Here is a 17,681-nt window from a genome sequence, read left to right as displayed (position 1 = left end):
GAACGTAACAAACCGCACGTCAACGTTGGCACCATCGGTCACGTTGACCATGGCAAGACCACTCTGACTGCTGCTCTGACCAAGGTCTGCTCCGAGACCTGGGGTGGTTCGGCTCGCGCTTTCGACCAGATCGACAACGCGCCGGAAGAGAAGGCTCGCGGTATCACCATCAACACCTCCCACGTTGAGTACGATTCCGCTGTTCGTCACTACGCTCACGTTGACTGCCCCGGTCACGCTGACTACGTGAAGAACATGATCACCGGTGCTGCGCAGATGGACGGCGCTATCCTGGTTTGCTCGGCTGCTGACGGCCCCATGCCGCAGACCCGCGAGCACATCCTGCTGTCCCGTCAGGTAGGCGTTCCTTACATCGTCGTGTTCCTGAACAAGGCCGACATGGTTGACGACGCCGAGCTGCTGGAACTGGTCGAAATGGAAGTTCGTGACCTGCTGAACACCTACGACTTCCCGGGCGACGACACTCCGATCATCATCGGTTCCGCTCTGATGGCCCTGGAAGGCAAGGACGACAACGAAATTGGCGTTTCCGCCGTTCGTAAGCTGGTTGAGACCCTGGACTCCTACATTCCGGAGCCGGTGCGTGCCATCGATCAGCCGTTCCTGCTGCCGATCGAAGACGTGTTCTCCATTTCCGGCCGCGGTACCGTGGTTACCGGTCGTGTTGAGCGCGGTATCGTCAAGGTTCAGGAAGAAGTCGAGATCGTCGGCATTCGTGCGACCACCAAAACCACCTGCACCGGCGTTGAAATGTTCCGTAAGCTGCTCGACGAAGGTCGTGCCGGTGAGAACGTTGGCGTCCTGCTGCGCGGCACCAAGCGTGACGACGTAGAGCGTGGTCAGGTTCTGGCCAAGCCGGGCACCATCAAGCCGCACACCAAGTTCGAGTGCGAAGTGTACGTGCTGTCCAAGGAAGAAGGCGGTCGTCACACCCCGTTCTTCAAGGGCTACCGTCCGCAGTTCTACTTCCGTACCACTGACGTGACCGGTAACTGCGAACTGCCGGAAGGCGTAGAGATGGTAATGCCGGGCGACAACATCAAGATGGTTGTCACCCTGATCGCTCCGATCGCCATGGAAGATGGCCTGCGCTTCGCGATCCGCGAAGGTGGCCGTACCGTTGGTGCCGGCGTTGTAGCCAAGATCATCGAATAACGACTTGATCTTGGTCTGTCAGGCCGGCATAATGGTCGGCCTGACTTTGTTACAGGCCAGTAGCTCAATTGGCAGAGCGGCGGTCTCCAAAACCGCAGGTTGGGGGTTCGATTCCCTCCTGGCCTGCCAGATTCCAAGAAAGAGAATCTGGCATTTCTCCTCACAGGATCCTAGCTGATGAATGCCAAGGCTGAAGCCAAAGAAACACGCTTCGACGTTCTGAAGTGGGTCGTTGTGGTGGCTCTTGTCGCTGTTGGTGTGGTCGGCAATCAGTATTTCTCCGCTGAGCCGATCCTGTACCGTGTCCTCGCGCTGCTCGCTCTTGCTGCTGTTGCTGCTGTTGTGGCCCTGCAGACTGCCAAGGGTCAGGCTTTCTTTGTTCTTGCCAAGGAAGCGCGCGCAGAAATCCGCAAGGTTGTTTGGCCGACCCGTCAGGAAACCACCCAGACCACTCTGATTGTTGTGGCTGTCGTGCTGGTAATGGCGCTGCTGTTGTGGGGGCTTGATACCCTGCTCGGCTGGCTTGTTTCGTTGATTGTTGGTTAATAGGTGCGCCGTGGCTAAGCGTTGGTACGTTGTGCATGCTTACTCGGGTTACGAGAAGCATGTCATGCGCTCGCTGATCGAGCGCGTCAAGCTGGCTGGCATGGAAGACGAGTTCGGCGAAATTCTGGTTCCCACTGAAGAAGTGGTGGAAATGCGCAATGGCCAGAAGCGCAAGAGCGAGCGTAAGTTCTTCCCTGGTTATGTGCTGGTCCAGATGGAAATGAATGAGGCGACTTGGCACCTGATCAAGGATACGCCGCGCGTCATGGGTTTCATCGGCGGTACTGCCGACAAGCCTGCGCCGATTACTGAGAAAGAAGCTGAGGCCATCCTGCGTCGCGTTGCCGACAGCGGTGACAAGCCGAAGCCGAAGACTCTGTTCGAGCCGGGTGAAACTGTTCGAGTCATCGATGGTCCGTTTGCGGACTTCAATGGTGTCGTCGAAGAAGTCAACTACGAGAAGAGCCGGATCCAAGTGGCCGTGCTCATCTTCGGCCGCTCTACGCCGGTAGAGCTGGAGTTCAGTCAGGTCGAGAAGGCTTAACTGACAATGGCATCCCAACCCCGCAGCCCTAGGTTGCGGGGTTTTGTCGTCACTGGGATAAACGCGAAAGCAATCGGGGAGCCTTCGGGCGCTAGAACCCGTAACTGGAGTTATACATGGCTAAGAAGATTCAAGCTTATATCAAGCTGCAAGTGAAGGCCGGTCAGGCCAACCCGTCGCCGCCGGTCGGCCCCGCTCTGGGTCAACACGGCGTGAACATCATGGAATTCTGCAAGGCGTTCAACGCCAAGACCCAGGGCCTCGAGCCGGGTCTGCCGACTCCCGTGATCATCACCGTATACAGCGACCGCAGCTTCACCTTTGAGACCAAGAGCACCCCGGCTTCCGTGCTGCTGAAAAAAGCGGCCGGCATCGCCAGTGGCTCGCCGCGTCCGAACACCCAGAAAGTAGGCACCGTTACCCGTGCTCAGCTGGAAGAGATCGCCAAAGCCAAGAAGGCTGATCTCACTGCAGCTGACCTGGACGCGGCCGTGCGTAGCATCGCCGGTTCCGCTCGTAGCATGGGCCTGAACGTGGAGGGTGTGTAATGGCTAAGCTGACCAAGCGCCAAAAGGCAATCGCCGAGAAAGTAGAAGCTGGCAAACAGTACGGCTTCGAAGACGCCGCCAAACTGCTGGCTGAGCTGGCGACCTCCAAGTTCAAAGAGTCCGTGGACGTCTCCATCAACCTGGGCGTCGATCCGCGTAAATCCGACCAGGTCGTTCGCGGTGCCACCGTTCTGCCGAACGGTACTGGCAAGAGCGTCCGCGTTGCCGTGTTCACCCAGGGCCCGGCTGCTGAAGCTGCTCTGGCTGCCGGCGCCGAGAAAGTTGGCATGGACGAGCTCGCTGCCGAGATGAAAGCCGGCGACCTGAACTACGACGTAGTTATCGCCTCCCCGGACGCGATGCGTGTCGTGGGCCAGCTGGGCCAGATCCTCGGTCCGCGCGGCCTGATGCCGAACCCGAAAGTCGGCACCGTTACTCCGGACGTTGCTACCGCTGTCAAGAACGCCAAAGCTGGTCAGGTACGTTTCCGTACCGACAAGAACGGCATCATCCACGCCTCCGTTGGCAAGGTCGACTTCGAGCCGATCAAGCTGAAGCAGAACGTGGAAGCCCTGCTGGCTGACCTGAAGCGCCTGAAGCCGTCCACCTCCAAGGGTGTGTACCTGAAGCGCGTGACCCTGAGCACCACCATGGGCCCGGGTCTGCAGATCGATCAGGCTTCCCTCGAAGGCTAAGTGATAAAGGCGCGGCGAATTCGTTCGTCGCGCCAGGTATTGGGGTCCCTGCCTGGCGGGGGCTATCCAAGACCGTAGGCGGCGCAAGCCTCAAACCGGGAAGCGATTTCCGAGCCTACGCAGATGGTGCTCCCGATTCGTTTACCGAATCAGACACCAAAACGCCGTCCGGCTCCGGCTGGACGAAACGGTAACATCCAGGAGTTAGACCCGTGGCAATTAAACTCGAAGACAAGAAGGCCATCGTCGCTGAAGTCAACGAGGCTGCCAAAGCTGGCCTGTCCGCTGTCGTGGCTGATGCCCGTGGCGTGACCGTAGCCGCTATGACCGGACTCCGTAAAGAGGCCCGCGAGGCTGGTGTGTACGTGCGTGTCGTGCGTAACACCCTGGCTCGCCGCGCCGTTGCTGGCACTCAGTTCGAAGTGCTCAACGACGTGTTCAAAGGCCCGACCCTGATCGCGTTCTCCAATGAACATCCGGGCGCTGCTGCTCGTATCTTCAAGGATTTCGCCAAGGGTCAGGACAAGTTCGAGATCAAGGCCGCTGCATTCGAGGGCCAGTTCCTCGCAGCCAATCAGATCGACGTACTGGCGACCCTGCCGACCTACAACGAAGCCGTTGCACAGCTGATGAGCGTTATCCAAGGCGCTACCAGCAAGCTGGCTCGTACTCTGGCGGCAATTCGCGACCAGAAAGAAGGCGCTGCTGCCTGATCCAGGCCGCATAACCCTCTTTCAAGCTGAATCTTTCAAAATTTTGATGGCCGCATAGGCTGTCCACCTATACAGGAATTAGAGTCATGGCTCTGACCAACGAAGACATCATCAACGCCGTATCCGAAATGTCCGTCATGCAGATCGTTGAACTGATCAAGGCGATGGAAGAGAAGTTCGGTGTTACCGCTGCTGCTGCCGTTGCCGCTGGCCCGGCTGCTGCCGCTGCTGTTGTTGAAGAACAAACCGAGTTCAACATCATCCTGACCGAAGCCGGCGATAAGAAAGTGAACGTGATCAAAGTCGTTCGCGAACTGACCGGTCTGGGTCTGAAAGAAGCCAAGGCAGTTGTTGACGGCGCCCCGGGCGTTGTTAAAGAAGGCGCTTCGAAAGAAGAAGCCGAAGCTGCCAAGAAGGCCCTGGAAGAAGCTGGCGCCAAAGTCGAGCTCAAGTAAGCGACGACCTTGCGTCAACAGCCTCCGCGCTTCGCGCAAGGCTGACGGCTGGTGGCTTATGCCACCGGCCTTTTTCCGTTCTAGGTGGTTGTCTCCGGACGCCGCCTGGGACGTGACCCGACCTCCAGTGGGAGGCGGAGCAAACCAAGGGGTTTGCACGATTTTCTGGCTACTCCCGTCGGAGGGGCCAAACAAGCAGGTGACCAAGCTGGGGAACGCTGATGGCTTACTCATACACTGAGAAAAAACGTATCCGCAAAGACTTTAGCAAGTTGCCGGACGTCATGGATGTACCCTACCTCCTGGCCATCCAGCTGGATTCGTATCGCGAATTCCTGCAGGCGGGAGTCAGCAAAGAGCAATTCCGTGACATCGGCCTGCACGCGGCCTTCAAGTCTGTTTTCCCGATCATCAGCTATTCCGGCAACGCCGCTCTGGAATATGTCGGCTATCGTCTGGGCGAGCCGGCGTTCGATGTCAAGGAATGCGTGCTGCGTGGCGTGACCTTCGCCGTGCCGCTGCGGGTAAAAGTCCGTCTGATCATTTTCGACAAAGAGTCGTCGAACAAAGCGATCAAGGACATCAAGGAACAAGAAGTCTACATGGGGGAAATCCCCCTGATGACCGAGAACGGTACCTTCATCATCAACGGTACCGAGCGCGTCATCGTCTCCCAGCTGCACCGTTCGCCGGGTGTGTTCTTCGACCACGACCGTGGCAAGACCCATAGCTCGGGCAAGCTGCTGTACTCCGCTCGTATCATCCCCTACCGCGGTTCCTGGCTGGACTTCGAGTTCGATCCGAAGGACTGCGTGTTCGTTCGTATCGACCGTCGCCGCAAACTGCCGGCCACCGTCCTGCTGCGCGCGCTGAACTACAGCACTGAAGAAGTGCTGAATGCCTTCTATGCAACCAACGTCTTCCACGTGAAGGGCGAAGGTCTGCACCTGGAACTGGTTCCGCAGCGTCTGCGTGGCGAAATCGCCGTGTTCGACATCAAGGACCAGAACGGCAAGGTGATCGTGGAGCAGGGCCGTCGTATTACCGCCCGCCACATCAACCAGCTGGAGAAGGCTGGCATCAAAGAGCTGGAAGTCCCGATGGACTACGTGCTTGGCCGTACTAGCGCCAAGGCCATCGTGCATCCGGCTACCGGCGAGATTATCGCCGAGTGCAACACCGAGCTGACCACCGACCTGCTGGTGAAGATTGCCAAGGCCCAGGTTGTCCGCATCGAAACCCTGTACACCAACGACATCGACTGCGGTCCGTTCATTTCGGACACCCTGAAGATCGACTCCACCGGCAACCAGCTGGAAGCCCTGGTCGAGATCTACCGCATGATGCGTCCTGGCGAGCCGCCGACCAAGGAAGCTGCCGAAACCCTGTTCAACAACCTGTTCTTCAGCGCCGAGCGTTACGACCTGTCCGCCGTGGGCCGCATGAAGTTCAACCGTCGTATCGGTCGCACCGAGATCGAAGGTTCGGGCGTGCTGAGCAAGGAAGACATCGTTGACGTACTGAAGACCCTGGTCGACATCCGTAACGGCAAGGGCATCGTCGACGACATCGACCACCTGGGTAACCGTCGCGTGCGTTGCGTCGGCGAGATGGCCGAGAACCAGTTCCGTGTTGGCCTGGTGCGCGTCGAGCGCGCGGTCAAGGAACGTCTGTCGATGGCCGAAAGCGAAGGCCTGATGCCGCAAGACCTGATCAACGCCAAGCCGGTGGCTGCCGCGATCAAGGAATTCTTCGGTTCTAGCCAGCTGTCCCAGTTCATGGACCAGAACAACCCGCTCTCCGAAATCACCCACAAGCGCCGCGTTTCTGCACTCGGCCCAGGTGGTCTGACTCGTGAGCGCGCGGGCTTCGAGGTTCGTGACGTACACCCGACCCACTACGGCCGTGTGTGCCCGATCGAAACCCCTGAAGGTCCGAACATCGGTCTGATCAACTCCCTGGCGACCTACGCTCGCACCAACCAGTACGGCTTCCTGGAAAGCCCGTACCGCGTTGTGAAGGGTACCCAGGTTACCGACGAGATCGTCTTCCTCTCCGCCATCGAAGAGGCCGACCACGTCATCGCTCAGGCATCGGCAACGATGAACGAGCAGGGTCAACTGATCGACGAACTGGTAGCCGTACGTCACCTGAACGAATTCACCGTGAAGGCGCCGGAAGACGTGACCCTGATGGACGTCTCTCCGAAGCAGGTCGTTTCCGTTGCTGCCTCGCTGATTCCGTTCCTCGAACACGACGACGCCAACCGCGCACTCATGGGCTCGAACATGCAGCGTCAGGCCGTGCCGACCCTGCGTGCCGACAAGCCTCTGGTAGGTACCGGCATGGAGCGCAACGTTGCGCGCGACTCCGGTGTCTGCGTCGTGGCCCGTCGTGGCGGCGTGATCGACTCGGTCGACGCCAGCCGTATCGTGGTTCGTGTCAATGATGACGAAGTCGAGACTGGCGAAGCCGGTGTCGACATCTACAACCTGACCAAATACACCCGTTCCAACCAGAACACCTGCATCAACCAGCGTCCGCTGGTGCAGAAGGGTGACGTGGTCGCTCGCGCCGACATCCTCGCTGATGGTCCGTCCACCGACATGGGTGAGCTCGCCCTGGGTCAGAACATGCGCGTCGCGTTCATGCCCTGGAACGGTTTCAACTTCGAGGACTCCATCTGCCTGTCCGAGCGCGTGGTCCAGGAAGATCGCTTCACCACTATCCACATCCAGGAACTGACCTGTGTGGCGCGTGACACCAAGCTCGGCCCAGAAGAAATCACCGCGGACATCCCTAACGTGGGCGAAGCTGCGCTGAACAAGCTGGACGAAGCCGGTATCGTCTACGTCGGTGCTGAAGTTCAGGCTGGCGACATCCTGGTCGGCAAGGTCACTCCGAAAGGCGAGACCCAGCTGACTCCGGAAGAGAAGCTGCTGCGCGCGATCTTCGGTGAGAAAGCGTCCGACGTTAAGGACACTTCCCTGCGCGTGCCGACTGGCACCAAGGGCACCGTAATCGACGTCCAGGTCTTCACTCGTGACGGTGTCGAGCGCGATTCCCGTGCGCTGTCCATCGAGAAGATGCAACTGGACGAGATCCGCAAGGACCTGAACGAAGAGTTCCGTATCGTCGAAGGCGCTACCTTCGAGCGTCTGCGTTCCGCGCTGGTCGGCCAGATCGCCGAAGGCGGCGCCGGCGTGAAGAAAGGCACCGAGATCACCGACGAGTACCTCGACGGCCTCGAGCGCGGCCAGTGGTTCAAGCTGCGCATGGCTGAAGACGCACTGAACGAGCAGCTGGAAAAGGCTCAGGCTTATCTGTCCGACCGTCGCCAGATGCTGGATGACAAGTTCGAAGACAAGAAACGCAAGCTGCAGCAGGGCGACGACCTGGCTCCGGGCGTGCTGAAGATCGTCAAGGTCTACCTGGCCATCAAGCGTCGCATCCAGCCGGGCGACAAGATGGCGGGCCGTCACGGTAACAAGGGTGTGGTCTCCGTGATCATGCCGGTCGAAGACATGCCGCACGACGCCAACGGTACTCCGGTGGACATCGTTCTGAACCCGCTGGGCGTACCGTCTCGTATGAACGTCGGTCAGATCCTCGAAACCCACCTGGGCCTCGCAGCCAAGGGCCTGGGCGAGAAGATCAACCGCATGCTCGAAGAGCAGCGCAAGATCGCTGAGCTCCGTGAATTCCTGCACGAGATCTACAACGAGATCGGCGGTCGTCAGGAAAACCTGAACGAGCTGAGCGACCAGGAGATCCTGGACCTGGCGAAGAACCTGAAGGGCGGCGTTCCCATGGCCACCCCGGTGTTCGACGGCGCCAAGGAAAGCGAGATCAAGTCCATGCTGAAGCTCGCTGACCTGCCGGAAAGCGGTCAGATGCGTCTGTTCGACGGTCGTACCGGCAATCAGTTCGAGCGTCCGACCACCGTCGGCTACATGTACATGCTCAAGCTGAACCACCTGGTCGACGACAAGATGCACGCACGTTCCACCGGTTCTTACAGCCTGGTTACCCAGCAGCCGCTGGGTGGTAAGGCGCAGTTCGGTGGCCAGCGTTTCGGGGAGATGGAGGTCTGGGCACTGGAAGCCTACGGCGCCGCCTACACCCTGCAGGAAATGCTGACCGTGAAGTCGGACGACGTGAACGGCCGGACCAAGATGTACAAAAACATCGTGGACGGCGATCACCGCATGGAGGCCGGCATGCCCGAGTCCTTCAACGTGTTGATCAAAGAGATCCGCTCGCTCGGCATCGACATCGAACTGGAAACCGAATAACACGCGACGCCCAAAACGCTACGGCTGGTCAAGGCCGGCCGTAGCGGGTCCGTGAGGAGGAAAGGCCTTGAAAGACTTGCTGAATCTGTTGAAAAACCAGGGTCAAATCGAAGAGTTCGATGCCATCCGTATTGGTCTGGCCTCGCCCGAGATGATCCGTTCCTGGTCCTTCGGTGAAGTGAAGAAGCCGGAGACCATCAACTACCGTACCTTCAAGCCGGAGCGCGATGGCCTGTTCTGCGCCAAGATCTTCGGCCCGGTGAAGGACTACGAGTGCCTGTGCGGTAAGTACAAGCGCCTCAAGCACCGCGGTGTGATCTGCGAGAAGTGCGGCGTTGAAGTCGCCCTGGCCAAAGTGCGCCGCGAGCGCATGGGCCACATCGAGCTGGCTTCGCCCGTTGCCCACATCTGGTTCCTGAAGTCCCTGCCGTCCCGTATCGGCCTGCTGCTGGACATGACCCTGCGTGACATCGAGCGCGTGCTCTATTTCGAGAGCTACGTGGTGATCGATCCGGGCATGACCACCCTGGAGAAAGGCCAGCTGCTGAACGACGAGCAGTACTTCGAAGCCCTCGAAGAGTTCGGTGACGACTTCGATGCCCGCATGGGTGCCGAGGCCGTTCGCGAGCTGCTCAACGCTATCGATCTGGAGCACGAGATCGGCCGCCTGCGCGAAGAAATTCCGCAGACCAACTCGGAAACCAAGATCAAGAAGCTGTCCAAACGCCTGAAGCTGATGGAAGCCTTCAAGGATTCCGGCAACCACCCCGAGTGGATGGTACTGACCGTCCTGCCGGTGCTGCCGCCGGACCTGCGTCCGCTGGTTCCGCTGGATGGCGGTCGCTTCGCGACTTCCGACCTGAACGATCTGTATCGTCGCGTCATCAACCGTAACAACCGTCTGAAGCGCCTGCTCGACCTGGCCGCTCCGGACATCATCGTGCGCAACGAAAAGCGCATGCTGCAGGAAGCTGTCGACGCCCTGCTGGACAACGGCCGCCGTGGCCGTGCCATCACCGGCTCGAACAAGCGCCCGCTGAAGTCCCTGGCTGACATGATCAAGGGTAAGCAAGGTCGCTTCCGTCAGAACCTGCTCGGTAAGCGCGTTGACTACTCCGGCCGTTCGGTAATTACCGTAGGTCCGACCCTGCGTCTGCACCAGTGCGGTCTGCCCAAGAAGATGGCTCTGGAGCTGTTCAAGCCGTTCATCTTCGGCAAGCTGGAAGCCCGCGGCATGGCCACCACCATCAAGGCGGCCAAGAAGATGGTCGAGCGCGAACTGCCCGAGGTCTGGGACGTTCTCGCCGAAGTCATTCGCGAACACCCTGTACTGCTGAACCGTGCGCCGACCCTGCACCGTCTGGGTATCCAGGCGTTCGAGCCGGTACTGATCGAAGGCAAGGCGATCCAGCTGCACCCGCTGGTCTGCGCCGCGTACAACGCCGACTTCGACGGTGACCAGATGGCCGTTCACGTTCCGCTGACCCTCGAGGCCCAGCTGGAAGCGCGCGCGCTGATGATGTCCACCAACAACATCCTCTCGCCTGCCAACGGCGAGCCGATCATCGTTCCGTCGCAGGACGTGGTTCTGGGTCTGTACTACATGACCCGTGAAGCCGTTAACGCCAAGGGCGAAGGTCGCGTGTTCGCGGACCTACAGGAAGTCGACCGCGTATTCCGCGCCGGTGAAGCGTCCCTGCACGCCCGCGTGAAAGTACGCATCAACGAGACCGTGAAGGACAAGGACGGCTCCATCACCAAGAACACCCGCATCGTCGACACCACTGTCGGCCGTGCGCTGCTGTTCCAGGTGGTCCCGGCGGGCCTGTCGTACGACGTCGTCAACCAGCCGATGAAGAAGAAGGCGATCTCCAAGCTGATCAACCAGTGCTATCGCGTGGTAGGTCTGAAGGACACCGTCATCTTCGCTGACCAGCTGATGTACACCGGTTTCGCCTACTCCACCATTTCCGGTGTTTCCATCGGTGTGAACGACTTCGTCATCCCCGATGAGAAGGCTCGCATCATCGATGCCGCTACCGAGGAAGTGAAGGAAATCGAATCCCAGTACGCCTCCGGCCTGGTAACCCAGGGCGAGAAGTACAACAAGGTGATCGACCTCTGGTCCAAGGCCAACGACGAAGTGTCCAAGGCGATGATGGCCAACCTCTCGAAAGAGAAGGTTATCGATCGCGAGGGCAAGGAAGTCGACCAGGAGTCCTTCAACTCCATGTACATGATGGCGGACTCCGGTGCGCGGGGTTCCGCGGCCCAGATCCGTCAGCTGGCCGGTATGCGTGGCCTGATGGCCAAGCCGGACGGCTCCATCATTGAAACCCCGATCACCGCGAACTTCCGTGAAGGCCTGAACGTACTCCAGTACTTCATCTCCACTCACGGTGCTCGTAAAGGTCTGGCGGATACCGCACTGAAGACCGCGAACTCCGGTTACCTGACTCGTCGTCTGGTCGACGTCGCCCAGGACCTGGTAGTGACCGAGGTTGATTGCGGCACCGAGCACGGTCTGCTGATGACCCCGCACATCGAAGGCGGCGACGTGGTCGAGCCTCTGGGTGAGCGCGTACTGGGCCGTGTCATTGCCCGTGACGTGTTCAAGCCGGGCTCCGATGAAGTCATTGTGCCGGCCGGTACTCTGGTCGATGAGCAGTGGGTTGAGTTCATCGAGCGCATGAGCGTCGACGAAGTGATCGTGCGTTCCCCGATCAGCTGCGAAACCCGCTACGGCATCTGCGCCAAGTGCTACGGTCGTGACCTGGCGCGTGGCCACCAGGTGAACATCGGTGAAGCGGTCGGCGTAATCGCCGCCCAGTCCATCGGTGAGCCGGGTACCCAGCTGACCATGCGTACCTTCCACATCGGTGGTGCGGCCAGCCGTACTTCCGCAGCCGACAACGTCCAGGTGAAGAACGGCGGTACCATCCGCCTGCATAACCTGAAGCACGTCGAGAACCTCAACGGCCATCTGGTTGCCGTATCCCGTTCCGGCGAGCTGGCCGTGGCCGACGACTTCGGTCGCGAGCGCGAGCGTTACAAGCTGCCGTATGGTGCTGTGATCTCCGTCAAGGAAGGCGACAAGGTCGATCCGGGCGCCATCGTTGCCAAGTGGGACCCGCACACCCACCCGATCGTGACCGAAATGAAGGGTACCGTTACCTTCGTCGGCATGGAGGAGGGCATCACCATCAAGCGCCAGACCGACGAACTGACCGGTCTGACCAACATCGAGGTTCTGGATCCGAAGGATCGTCCGGCTGCCGGCAAGGACATTCGTCCAGCCGTGAAGCTGGTCGACGCCAATGGCAAGGAACTGCTGCTGCCGGGTACCGATGTTCCCGCCCAGTACTTCCTGCCGGCGAACGCCCTGGTTGGCGTGGCCGACGGTTCGCAAGTGGGCGTGGGTGACGTTATCGCCCGTATCCCGCAGGAAACCTCGAAGACCCGCGACATCACCGGTGGTCTGCCGCGCGTTGCCGACCTGTTCGAAGCTCGCCGTCCGAAAGAGCCTTCGATCCTGGCGGAAATCAGCGGCACCATCTCCTTCGGCAAGGAGACCAAAGGCAAGCGCCGTCTGGTCATCACTCCGAACGATGGCACCGATCCGTACGAGGAGCTGATTCCGAAGTGGCGTCACCTGAACGTGTTCGAAGGCGAACAGGTGAACCGCGGCGAAGTTATCTCCGACGGCCCGAGCAACCCGCACGACATCCTGCGCCTGCTGGGTGTCAGCGCGCTGGCCAAGTACATCGTCAACGAGATCCAGGACGTGTACCGCCTGCAGGGCGTGAAGATCAACGACAAGCACATCGAAACCATCCTGCGTCAGATGCTGCGCAAGGTCGAGATTGCCGAGTCGGGTGATTCCAGCTTCATCAAGGGCGACCAGATGGAACTGACCCAGGTACTGGAAGAGAACGAGCGTCTGGCGACCGAAGATCGCTTCATTGCCAAGTTCGAACGCGTCCTGCTGGGTATCACCAAGGCCTCGCTGTCCACCGAGTCGTTCATCTCTGCGGCGTCCTTCCAGGAAACCACCCGCGTCCTCACCGAGGCAGCGGTTACCGGCAAGCGCGACTACCTGCGCGGCCTGAAGGAAAACGTTGTTGTGGGTCGACTGATCCCGGCCGGTACCGGTCTGGCCTACCACAGCGAGCGCAAGCGTCAGCGTGAAGCCGGCAAGCCGGTTCGCGTAAGCGCGAGCGAAGTGGAAGCGGCGCTGACCGAAGCGCTGAACTCCAGCAGCAACTAAGAGCGATGTCCCCTGGAGGCCCTGGCCTTCAGGGGGCTTTGCCTTGACGGGGGCATTCAGTCTCTTTAGACTCATGCACCCCTAAATTTGACAGGGCGCATTGCCCTGTCATTTTGTTTATGTCGAAAGACAACAGTGGAGCTATAGATGGCAACTATTAACCAGCTGGTGCGTAAGCCGCGCAGCCGTATCGTCGAGAAATCCGACGTACCTGCGCTGCAAAACTGCCCGCAGCGTCGCGGCGTTTGCACCCGCGTCTACACCACTACGCCGAAGAAGCCGAACTCCGCACTCCGTAAGGTTTGCCGTGTTCGCCTGACCAACGGCTACGAAGTCACTTCGTACATCGGTGGTGAAGGTCACAACCTGCAAGAGCACAGCGTAGTGCTGATCCGTGGCGGTCGTGTAAAGGACCTTCCGGGTGTGCGTTACCACACTGTGCGCGGTTCGCTGGATACCACCGGCGTTAAAGACCGTAAGCAGGGTCGTTCCAAGTACGGTACCAAGCGTCCGAAATAATTCGGTGCTGATCAATTTTCATATTCATTGAGTCGATAAGAGTAAGGTCGGGCGTAACCAGATGGTTATGGTCCCGGGCTAACCTGAAGACCGTTTGAGGGCTTATCAATGCCAAGACGTCGTGTAGCAGCCAAGCGTGAGATTCTGGACGATCCGAAATACGGAAGCCTGATTCTCGCCAAGTTCATGAACCACGTGATGGAAAGCGGCAAGAAGGCCGTAGCCGAGCGCATCGTTTACGGTGCCCTGGATACCGTCAAATCCCGCAAGAACAGCGATCCCCTGGAAATCTTCGAGAAAGCTCTCGACGCCATCGCTCCGCTGGTCGAAGTAAAGTCCCGCCGTGTAGGCGGTGCTACCTACCAGGTTCCGGTCGAAGTTCGTCCCTCCCGTCGTAATGCTCTGGCCATGCGTTGGCTGGTTGAGTCCGCGCGCAAGCGTGGCGAGAAGTCCATGGCCCTGCGCCTGGCAGGCGAGCTGCTGGATGCCTTCGATGGCAAAGGCGCTGCTGTCAAGAAGCGTGAAGACGTGCATCGTATGGCTGAGGCCAACAAAGCGTTCTCGCACTACCGCTTCTAATTACGGCATCCATTCTTTTGCGAGGGCTTTATGGCTCGTAATACAGCAATTAACCGCTATCGCAACATCGGCATCTGCGCCCACGTTGACGCGGGCAAGACCACCACGACTGAGCGCATCCTGTTCTACACGGGCCTGAGCCATAAGATGGGTGAGGTTCACGATGGCGCTGCTACCACCGACTGGATGGTGCAGGAGCAGGAGCGTGGTATTACCATTACCTCTGCTGCCATCACCACCTTCTGGGAAGGTTCGCGTGGTCAGTACGACAAGTACCGCGTAAACGTCATCGACACCCCCGGCCACGTAGACTTCACCATTGAGGTGGAGCGTTCTCTGCGCGTGCTGGACGGTGCTGTCGTTGTGTTCTGCGGCACTTCCGGTGTTGAGCCTCAGTCCGAAACCGTATGGCGTCAAGCCAACAAGTACGGCGTTCCGCGTATCGTCTACGTGAACAAGATGGACCGCGCTGGTGCCAACTTCCTGCGCGTGGTCGGCCAGATCAAGAACCGCCTGGGTCACACCCCGGTTCCGGTTCAGTTGGCCATCGGTGCTGAGGACGAGTTCCAGGGTCAGGTCGATCTGCTGAAGATGAAGGCCATCTACTGGAACGAAGACGACAAGGGCACTTCCTATCGCGAGGAAGAAATTCCTGCGGATATGGTTGAGCTGGCCGCCGAGTGGCGCAACAACATGGTTGAGGCTGCTGCTGAAGCCAACGAAGAGCTGATGAACAAGTACCTGGAAGAGGGTGAGCTGTCGATCGAAGAGATCAAGGCTGGCCTGCGTCTGCGTACCATCGCCTGCGAAATCGTACCGGCTGTCTGCGGCTCCTCGTTCAAGAACAAGGGCGTGCCCCTGGTTCTCGACGCCGTCATCGACTTCCTGCCTGCTCCGACCGAGATCCCTGCTATCCAGGGTATCCACCCGGATCACATTGACGACGGCGACGACGCTCCGAAAGACGAGCGCCCGGCTGACGACAATGCTCCGTTCTCGGCTCTGGCATTCAAGATCGCCACTGACCCGTTCGTAGGTACTCTGACCTTCGTTCGCGTCTACTCGGGCGTTCTGGAGTCTGGTAACTCCGTTATCAACTCCGTGAAAGGCAAGAAAGAGCGCGTTGGTCGTATGGTGCAGATGCACGCCAACCAGCGTGACGAGATCAAAGAAGTACGCGCTGGCGACATCGCTGCTCTGATCGGCATGAAGGACGTCACCACTGGTGACACCCTGTGCGACATCGAGAAGCCGATCATCCTCGAGCGTATGGACTTCCCGGAGCCGGTAATCTCGGTAGCTGTTGAGCCGAAGACCAAGGCTGACCAGGAGAAGATGGGCATTGCCCTCGGCAAGCTGGCCCAGGAAGACCCGTCTTTCCGCGTCAAGACCGACGAAGAGACCGGCCAGACCATCATTTCTGGCATGGGTGAGCTGCACCTGGACATCCTCGTCGACCGCATGAAGCGCGAGTTCGGCGTTGAGGCCAACATCGGCAAGCCGCAGGTTTCCTACCGCGAAACCATCTCCAAGGACAATGTCGAGATCGAAGGCAAGTTCGTTCGTCAGTCCGGTGGTCGTGGTCAGTTCGGTCACTGCTGGATCCGCTTCTCCTCCGCTGACGTGGATGAGAAAGGCAACATCGCCGAAGGTCTGGTGTTCACCAACGAAGTCGTGGGTGGCGTGATTCCGAAGGAATACATCCCGGCGATCCAGAAGGGCATCGAAGAGCAGATGAAGAACGGCGTTGTTGCCGGCTACCCGCTCATCGGCCTCAAGGCTTCCGTGTTCGATGGTTCCTACCACGACGTCGACTCCAACGAGATGGCGTTCAAGATCGCTGCCTCCATGGCGACCAAGCAGCTGGCCCAGAAGGGCGGCGGTAAAGTGCTTGAGCCGATCATGAAGGTAGAGGTGGTGACCCCCGAGGACTACATGGGTGACGTGATGGGTGACTTGAACCGTCGCCGTGGCCTGATTCAGGGGATGGAAGACAGCGTTTCCGGTAAGGTAATTCGTGCCGAGGTTCCGCTGGGCGAGATGTTCGGTTATGCGACCGACGTGCGTTCCATGTCCCAGGGTCGCGCGAGCTACTCCATGGAATTCTCCAAATACGCCGAAGCTCCGTCGAACGTCGTCGAAGCACTGGTTAAAAAACAAGGTTGATTCAGCCCTTTAAGTAAGAGGTTTACTGTCGTGGCTAAAGAAAAATTTGAACGTAACAAACCGCACGTCAACGTTGGCACCATCGGTCACGTTGACCATGGCAAGACCACTCTGACTGCTGCTCTGACCAAGGTCTGCTCCGAGACCTGGGGTGGTTCGGCTCGCGCTTTCGACCAGATCGACAACGCGCCGGAAGAGAAGGCTCGCGGTATCACCATCAACACCTCCCACGTTGAGTACGATTCCGCTGTTCGTCACTACGCTCACGTTGACTGCCCCGGTCACGCTGACTACGTGAAGAACATGATCACCGGTGCTGCGCAGATGGACGGCGCTATCCTGGTTTGCTCGGCTGCTGACGGCCCCATGCCGCAGACCCGCGAGCACATCCTGCTGTCCCGTCAGGTAGGCGTTCCTTACATCGTCGTGTTCCTGAACAAGGCCGACATGGTTGACGACGCCGAGCTGCTGGAACTGGTCGAAATGGAAGTTCGTGACCTGCTGAACACCTACGACTTCCCGGGCGACGACACTCCGATCATCATCGGTTCCGCTCTGATGGCCCTGGAAGGCAAGGACGACAACGAAATTGGCGTTTCCGCCGTTCGTAAGCTGGTTGAGACCCTGGACTCCTACATTCCGGAGCCGGTGCGTGCCATCGATCAGCCGTTCCTGCTGCCGATCGAAGACGTGTTCTCCATTTCCGGCCGCGGTACCGTGGTTACCGGTCGTGTTGAGCGCGGTATCGTCAAGGTTCAGGAAGAAGTCGAGATCGTCGGCATTCGTGCGACCACCAAAACCACCTGCACCGGCGTTGAAATGTTCCGTAAGCTGCTCGACGAAGGTCGTGCCGGTGAGAACGTTGGCGTCCTGCTGCGCGGCACCAAGCGTGACGACGTAGAGCGTGGTCAGGTTCTGGCCAAGCCGGGCACCATCAAGCCGCACACCAAGTTCGAGTGCGAAGTGTACGTGCTGTCCAAGGAAGAAGGCGGTCGTCACACCCCGTTCTTCAAGGGCTACCGTCCGCAGTTCTACTTCCGTACCACTGACGTGACCGGTAACTGCGAACTGCCGGAAGGCGTAGAGATGGTAATGCCGGGCGACAACATCAAGATGGTTGTCACCCTGATCGCTCCGATCGCCATGGAAGATGGCCTGCGCTTCGCGATCCGCGAAGG

At 59.3% G+C, this 17,681-nt stretch carries 13 protein-coding genes and 1 tRNA gene; all 14 read left to right on the top strand.

Annotation, left to right across the window (positions count from 1 at the left end; translation table 11 throughout):
- Positions 1 to 1,176, top strand: a 1,176-nt coding sequence (gene tuf, locus E8F06_RS05050; protein WP_280364809.1) for an elongation factor Tu, incomplete at its 5' end; no start/stop codon positions are given.
- A 53-nt stretch (positions 1,177 to 1,229) separates the two neighbouring features.
- A tRNA-Trp gene (locus E8F06_RS05045) sits at positions 1,230 to 1,305 on the top strand.
- 48 nt (positions 1,306 to 1,353) lie between these two features.
- Complete coding sequence (gene secE / locus E8F06_RS05040; RefSeq protein WP_151131566.1) at positions 1,354 to 1,722, top strand: preprotein translocase subunit SecE; 369 nt, start codon at positions 1,354 to 1,356, stop codon at positions 1,720 to 1,722.
- Positions 1,723 to 1,732: 10 nt separating this feature from the next.
- Positions 1,733 to 2,266, top strand: coding sequence for a transcription termination/antitermination protein NusG (nusG, locus tag E8F06_RS05035; RefSeq protein WP_028630537.1), 534 nt, complete (start codon positions 1,733 to 1,735; stop codon positions 2,264 to 2,266).
- Positions 2,267 to 2,382: 116 nt separating this feature from the next.
- Positions 2,383 to 2,814: a 50S ribosomal protein L11 gene (gene rplK / locus E8F06_RS05030; protein WP_003448698.1), complete on the top strand. Its 432-nt coding sequence runs from the start codon at positions 2,383 to 2,385 to the stop codon at positions 2,812 to 2,814.
- The gene (rplA, locus tag E8F06_RS05025) at positions 2,814 to 3,509 is read left to right on the top strand and encodes a 50S ribosomal protein L1 (RefSeq protein WP_153917510.1); all 696 of its coding nucleotides are present in this window, start codon (positions 2,814 to 2,816) and stop codon (positions 3,507 to 3,509) included. Before rplK ends, rplA begins: the two co-directional genes overlap by 1 nt.
- 212 nt (positions 3,510 to 3,721) lie before the next feature.
- Positions 3,722 to 4,222 carry a 50S ribosomal protein L10 gene (gene rplJ / locus E8F06_RS05020; protein ID WP_077525954.1) on the top strand — a complete coding sequence of 167 codons (501 nt, stop codon included), beginning with the start codon at positions 3,722 to 3,724 and terminating at the stop codon, positions 4,220 to 4,222.
- Between the two features lie 86 nt (positions 4,223 to 4,308).
- Positions 4,309 to 4,677, top strand: coding sequence for a 50S ribosomal protein L7/L12 (rplL, locus tag E8F06_RS05015; protein WP_077525955.1), 369 nt, complete (start codon positions 4,309 to 4,311; stop codon positions 4,675 to 4,677).
- A gap of 221 nt (positions 4,678 to 4,898) precedes the next feature.
- Positions 4,899 to 8,972, top strand: a complete 4,074-nt coding sequence (gene rpoB / locus E8F06_RS05010; protein WP_280364825.1) for a DNA-directed RNA polymerase subunit beta — start codon at positions 4,899 to 4,901, stop codon at positions 8,970 to 8,972.
- A gap of 67 nt (positions 8,973 to 9,039) precedes the next feature.
- Positions 9,040 to 13,239, top strand: coding sequence for a DNA-directed RNA polymerase subunit beta' (gene rpoC, locus E8F06_RS05005; protein ID WP_280364822.1), 4,200 nt, complete (start codon positions 9,040 to 9,042; stop codon positions 13,237 to 13,239).
- A 147-nt stretch (positions 13,240 to 13,386) separates the two neighbouring features.
- Positions 13,387 to 13,758, top strand: coding sequence for a 30S ribosomal protein S12 (gene rpsL, locus E8F06_RS05000; protein WP_003448708.1), 372 nt, complete (start codon positions 13,387 to 13,389; stop codon positions 13,756 to 13,758).
- 108 nt (positions 13,759 to 13,866) lie between these two features.
- Complete coding sequence (rpsG, locus tag E8F06_RS04995) at positions 13,867 to 14,337, top strand: 30S ribosomal protein S7 (protein ID WP_003448710.1); 471 nt, start codon at positions 13,867 to 13,869, stop codon at positions 14,335 to 14,337.
- 30 nt (positions 14,338 to 14,367) lie between these two features.
- Positions 14,368 to 16,503, top strand: coding sequence for an elongation factor G (fusA, locus tag E8F06_RS04990; protein ID WP_280364819.1), 2,136 nt, complete (start codon positions 14,368 to 14,370; stop codon positions 16,501 to 16,503).
- Positions 16,504 to 16,533: 30 nt separating this feature from the next.
- Positions 16,534 to 17,681: elongation factor Tu (tuf, locus tag E8F06_RS04985; RefSeq protein WP_280364816.1), on the top strand; the 1,148-nt coding region annotated here is incomplete at its 3' end.

The sequence above is a fragment of the Pseudomonas sp. BN411 genome, from assembly GCF_029871235.1.
In the GTDB taxonomy this organism is placed as follows: Bacteria; Pseudomonadota; Gammaproteobacteria; order Pseudomonadales; family Pseudomonadaceae; genus Metapseudomonas.
The sequence above is the reverse complement of the archived record's forward strand: the minus strand, read 5'-3'. Positions and strand labels throughout refer to the sequence as shown.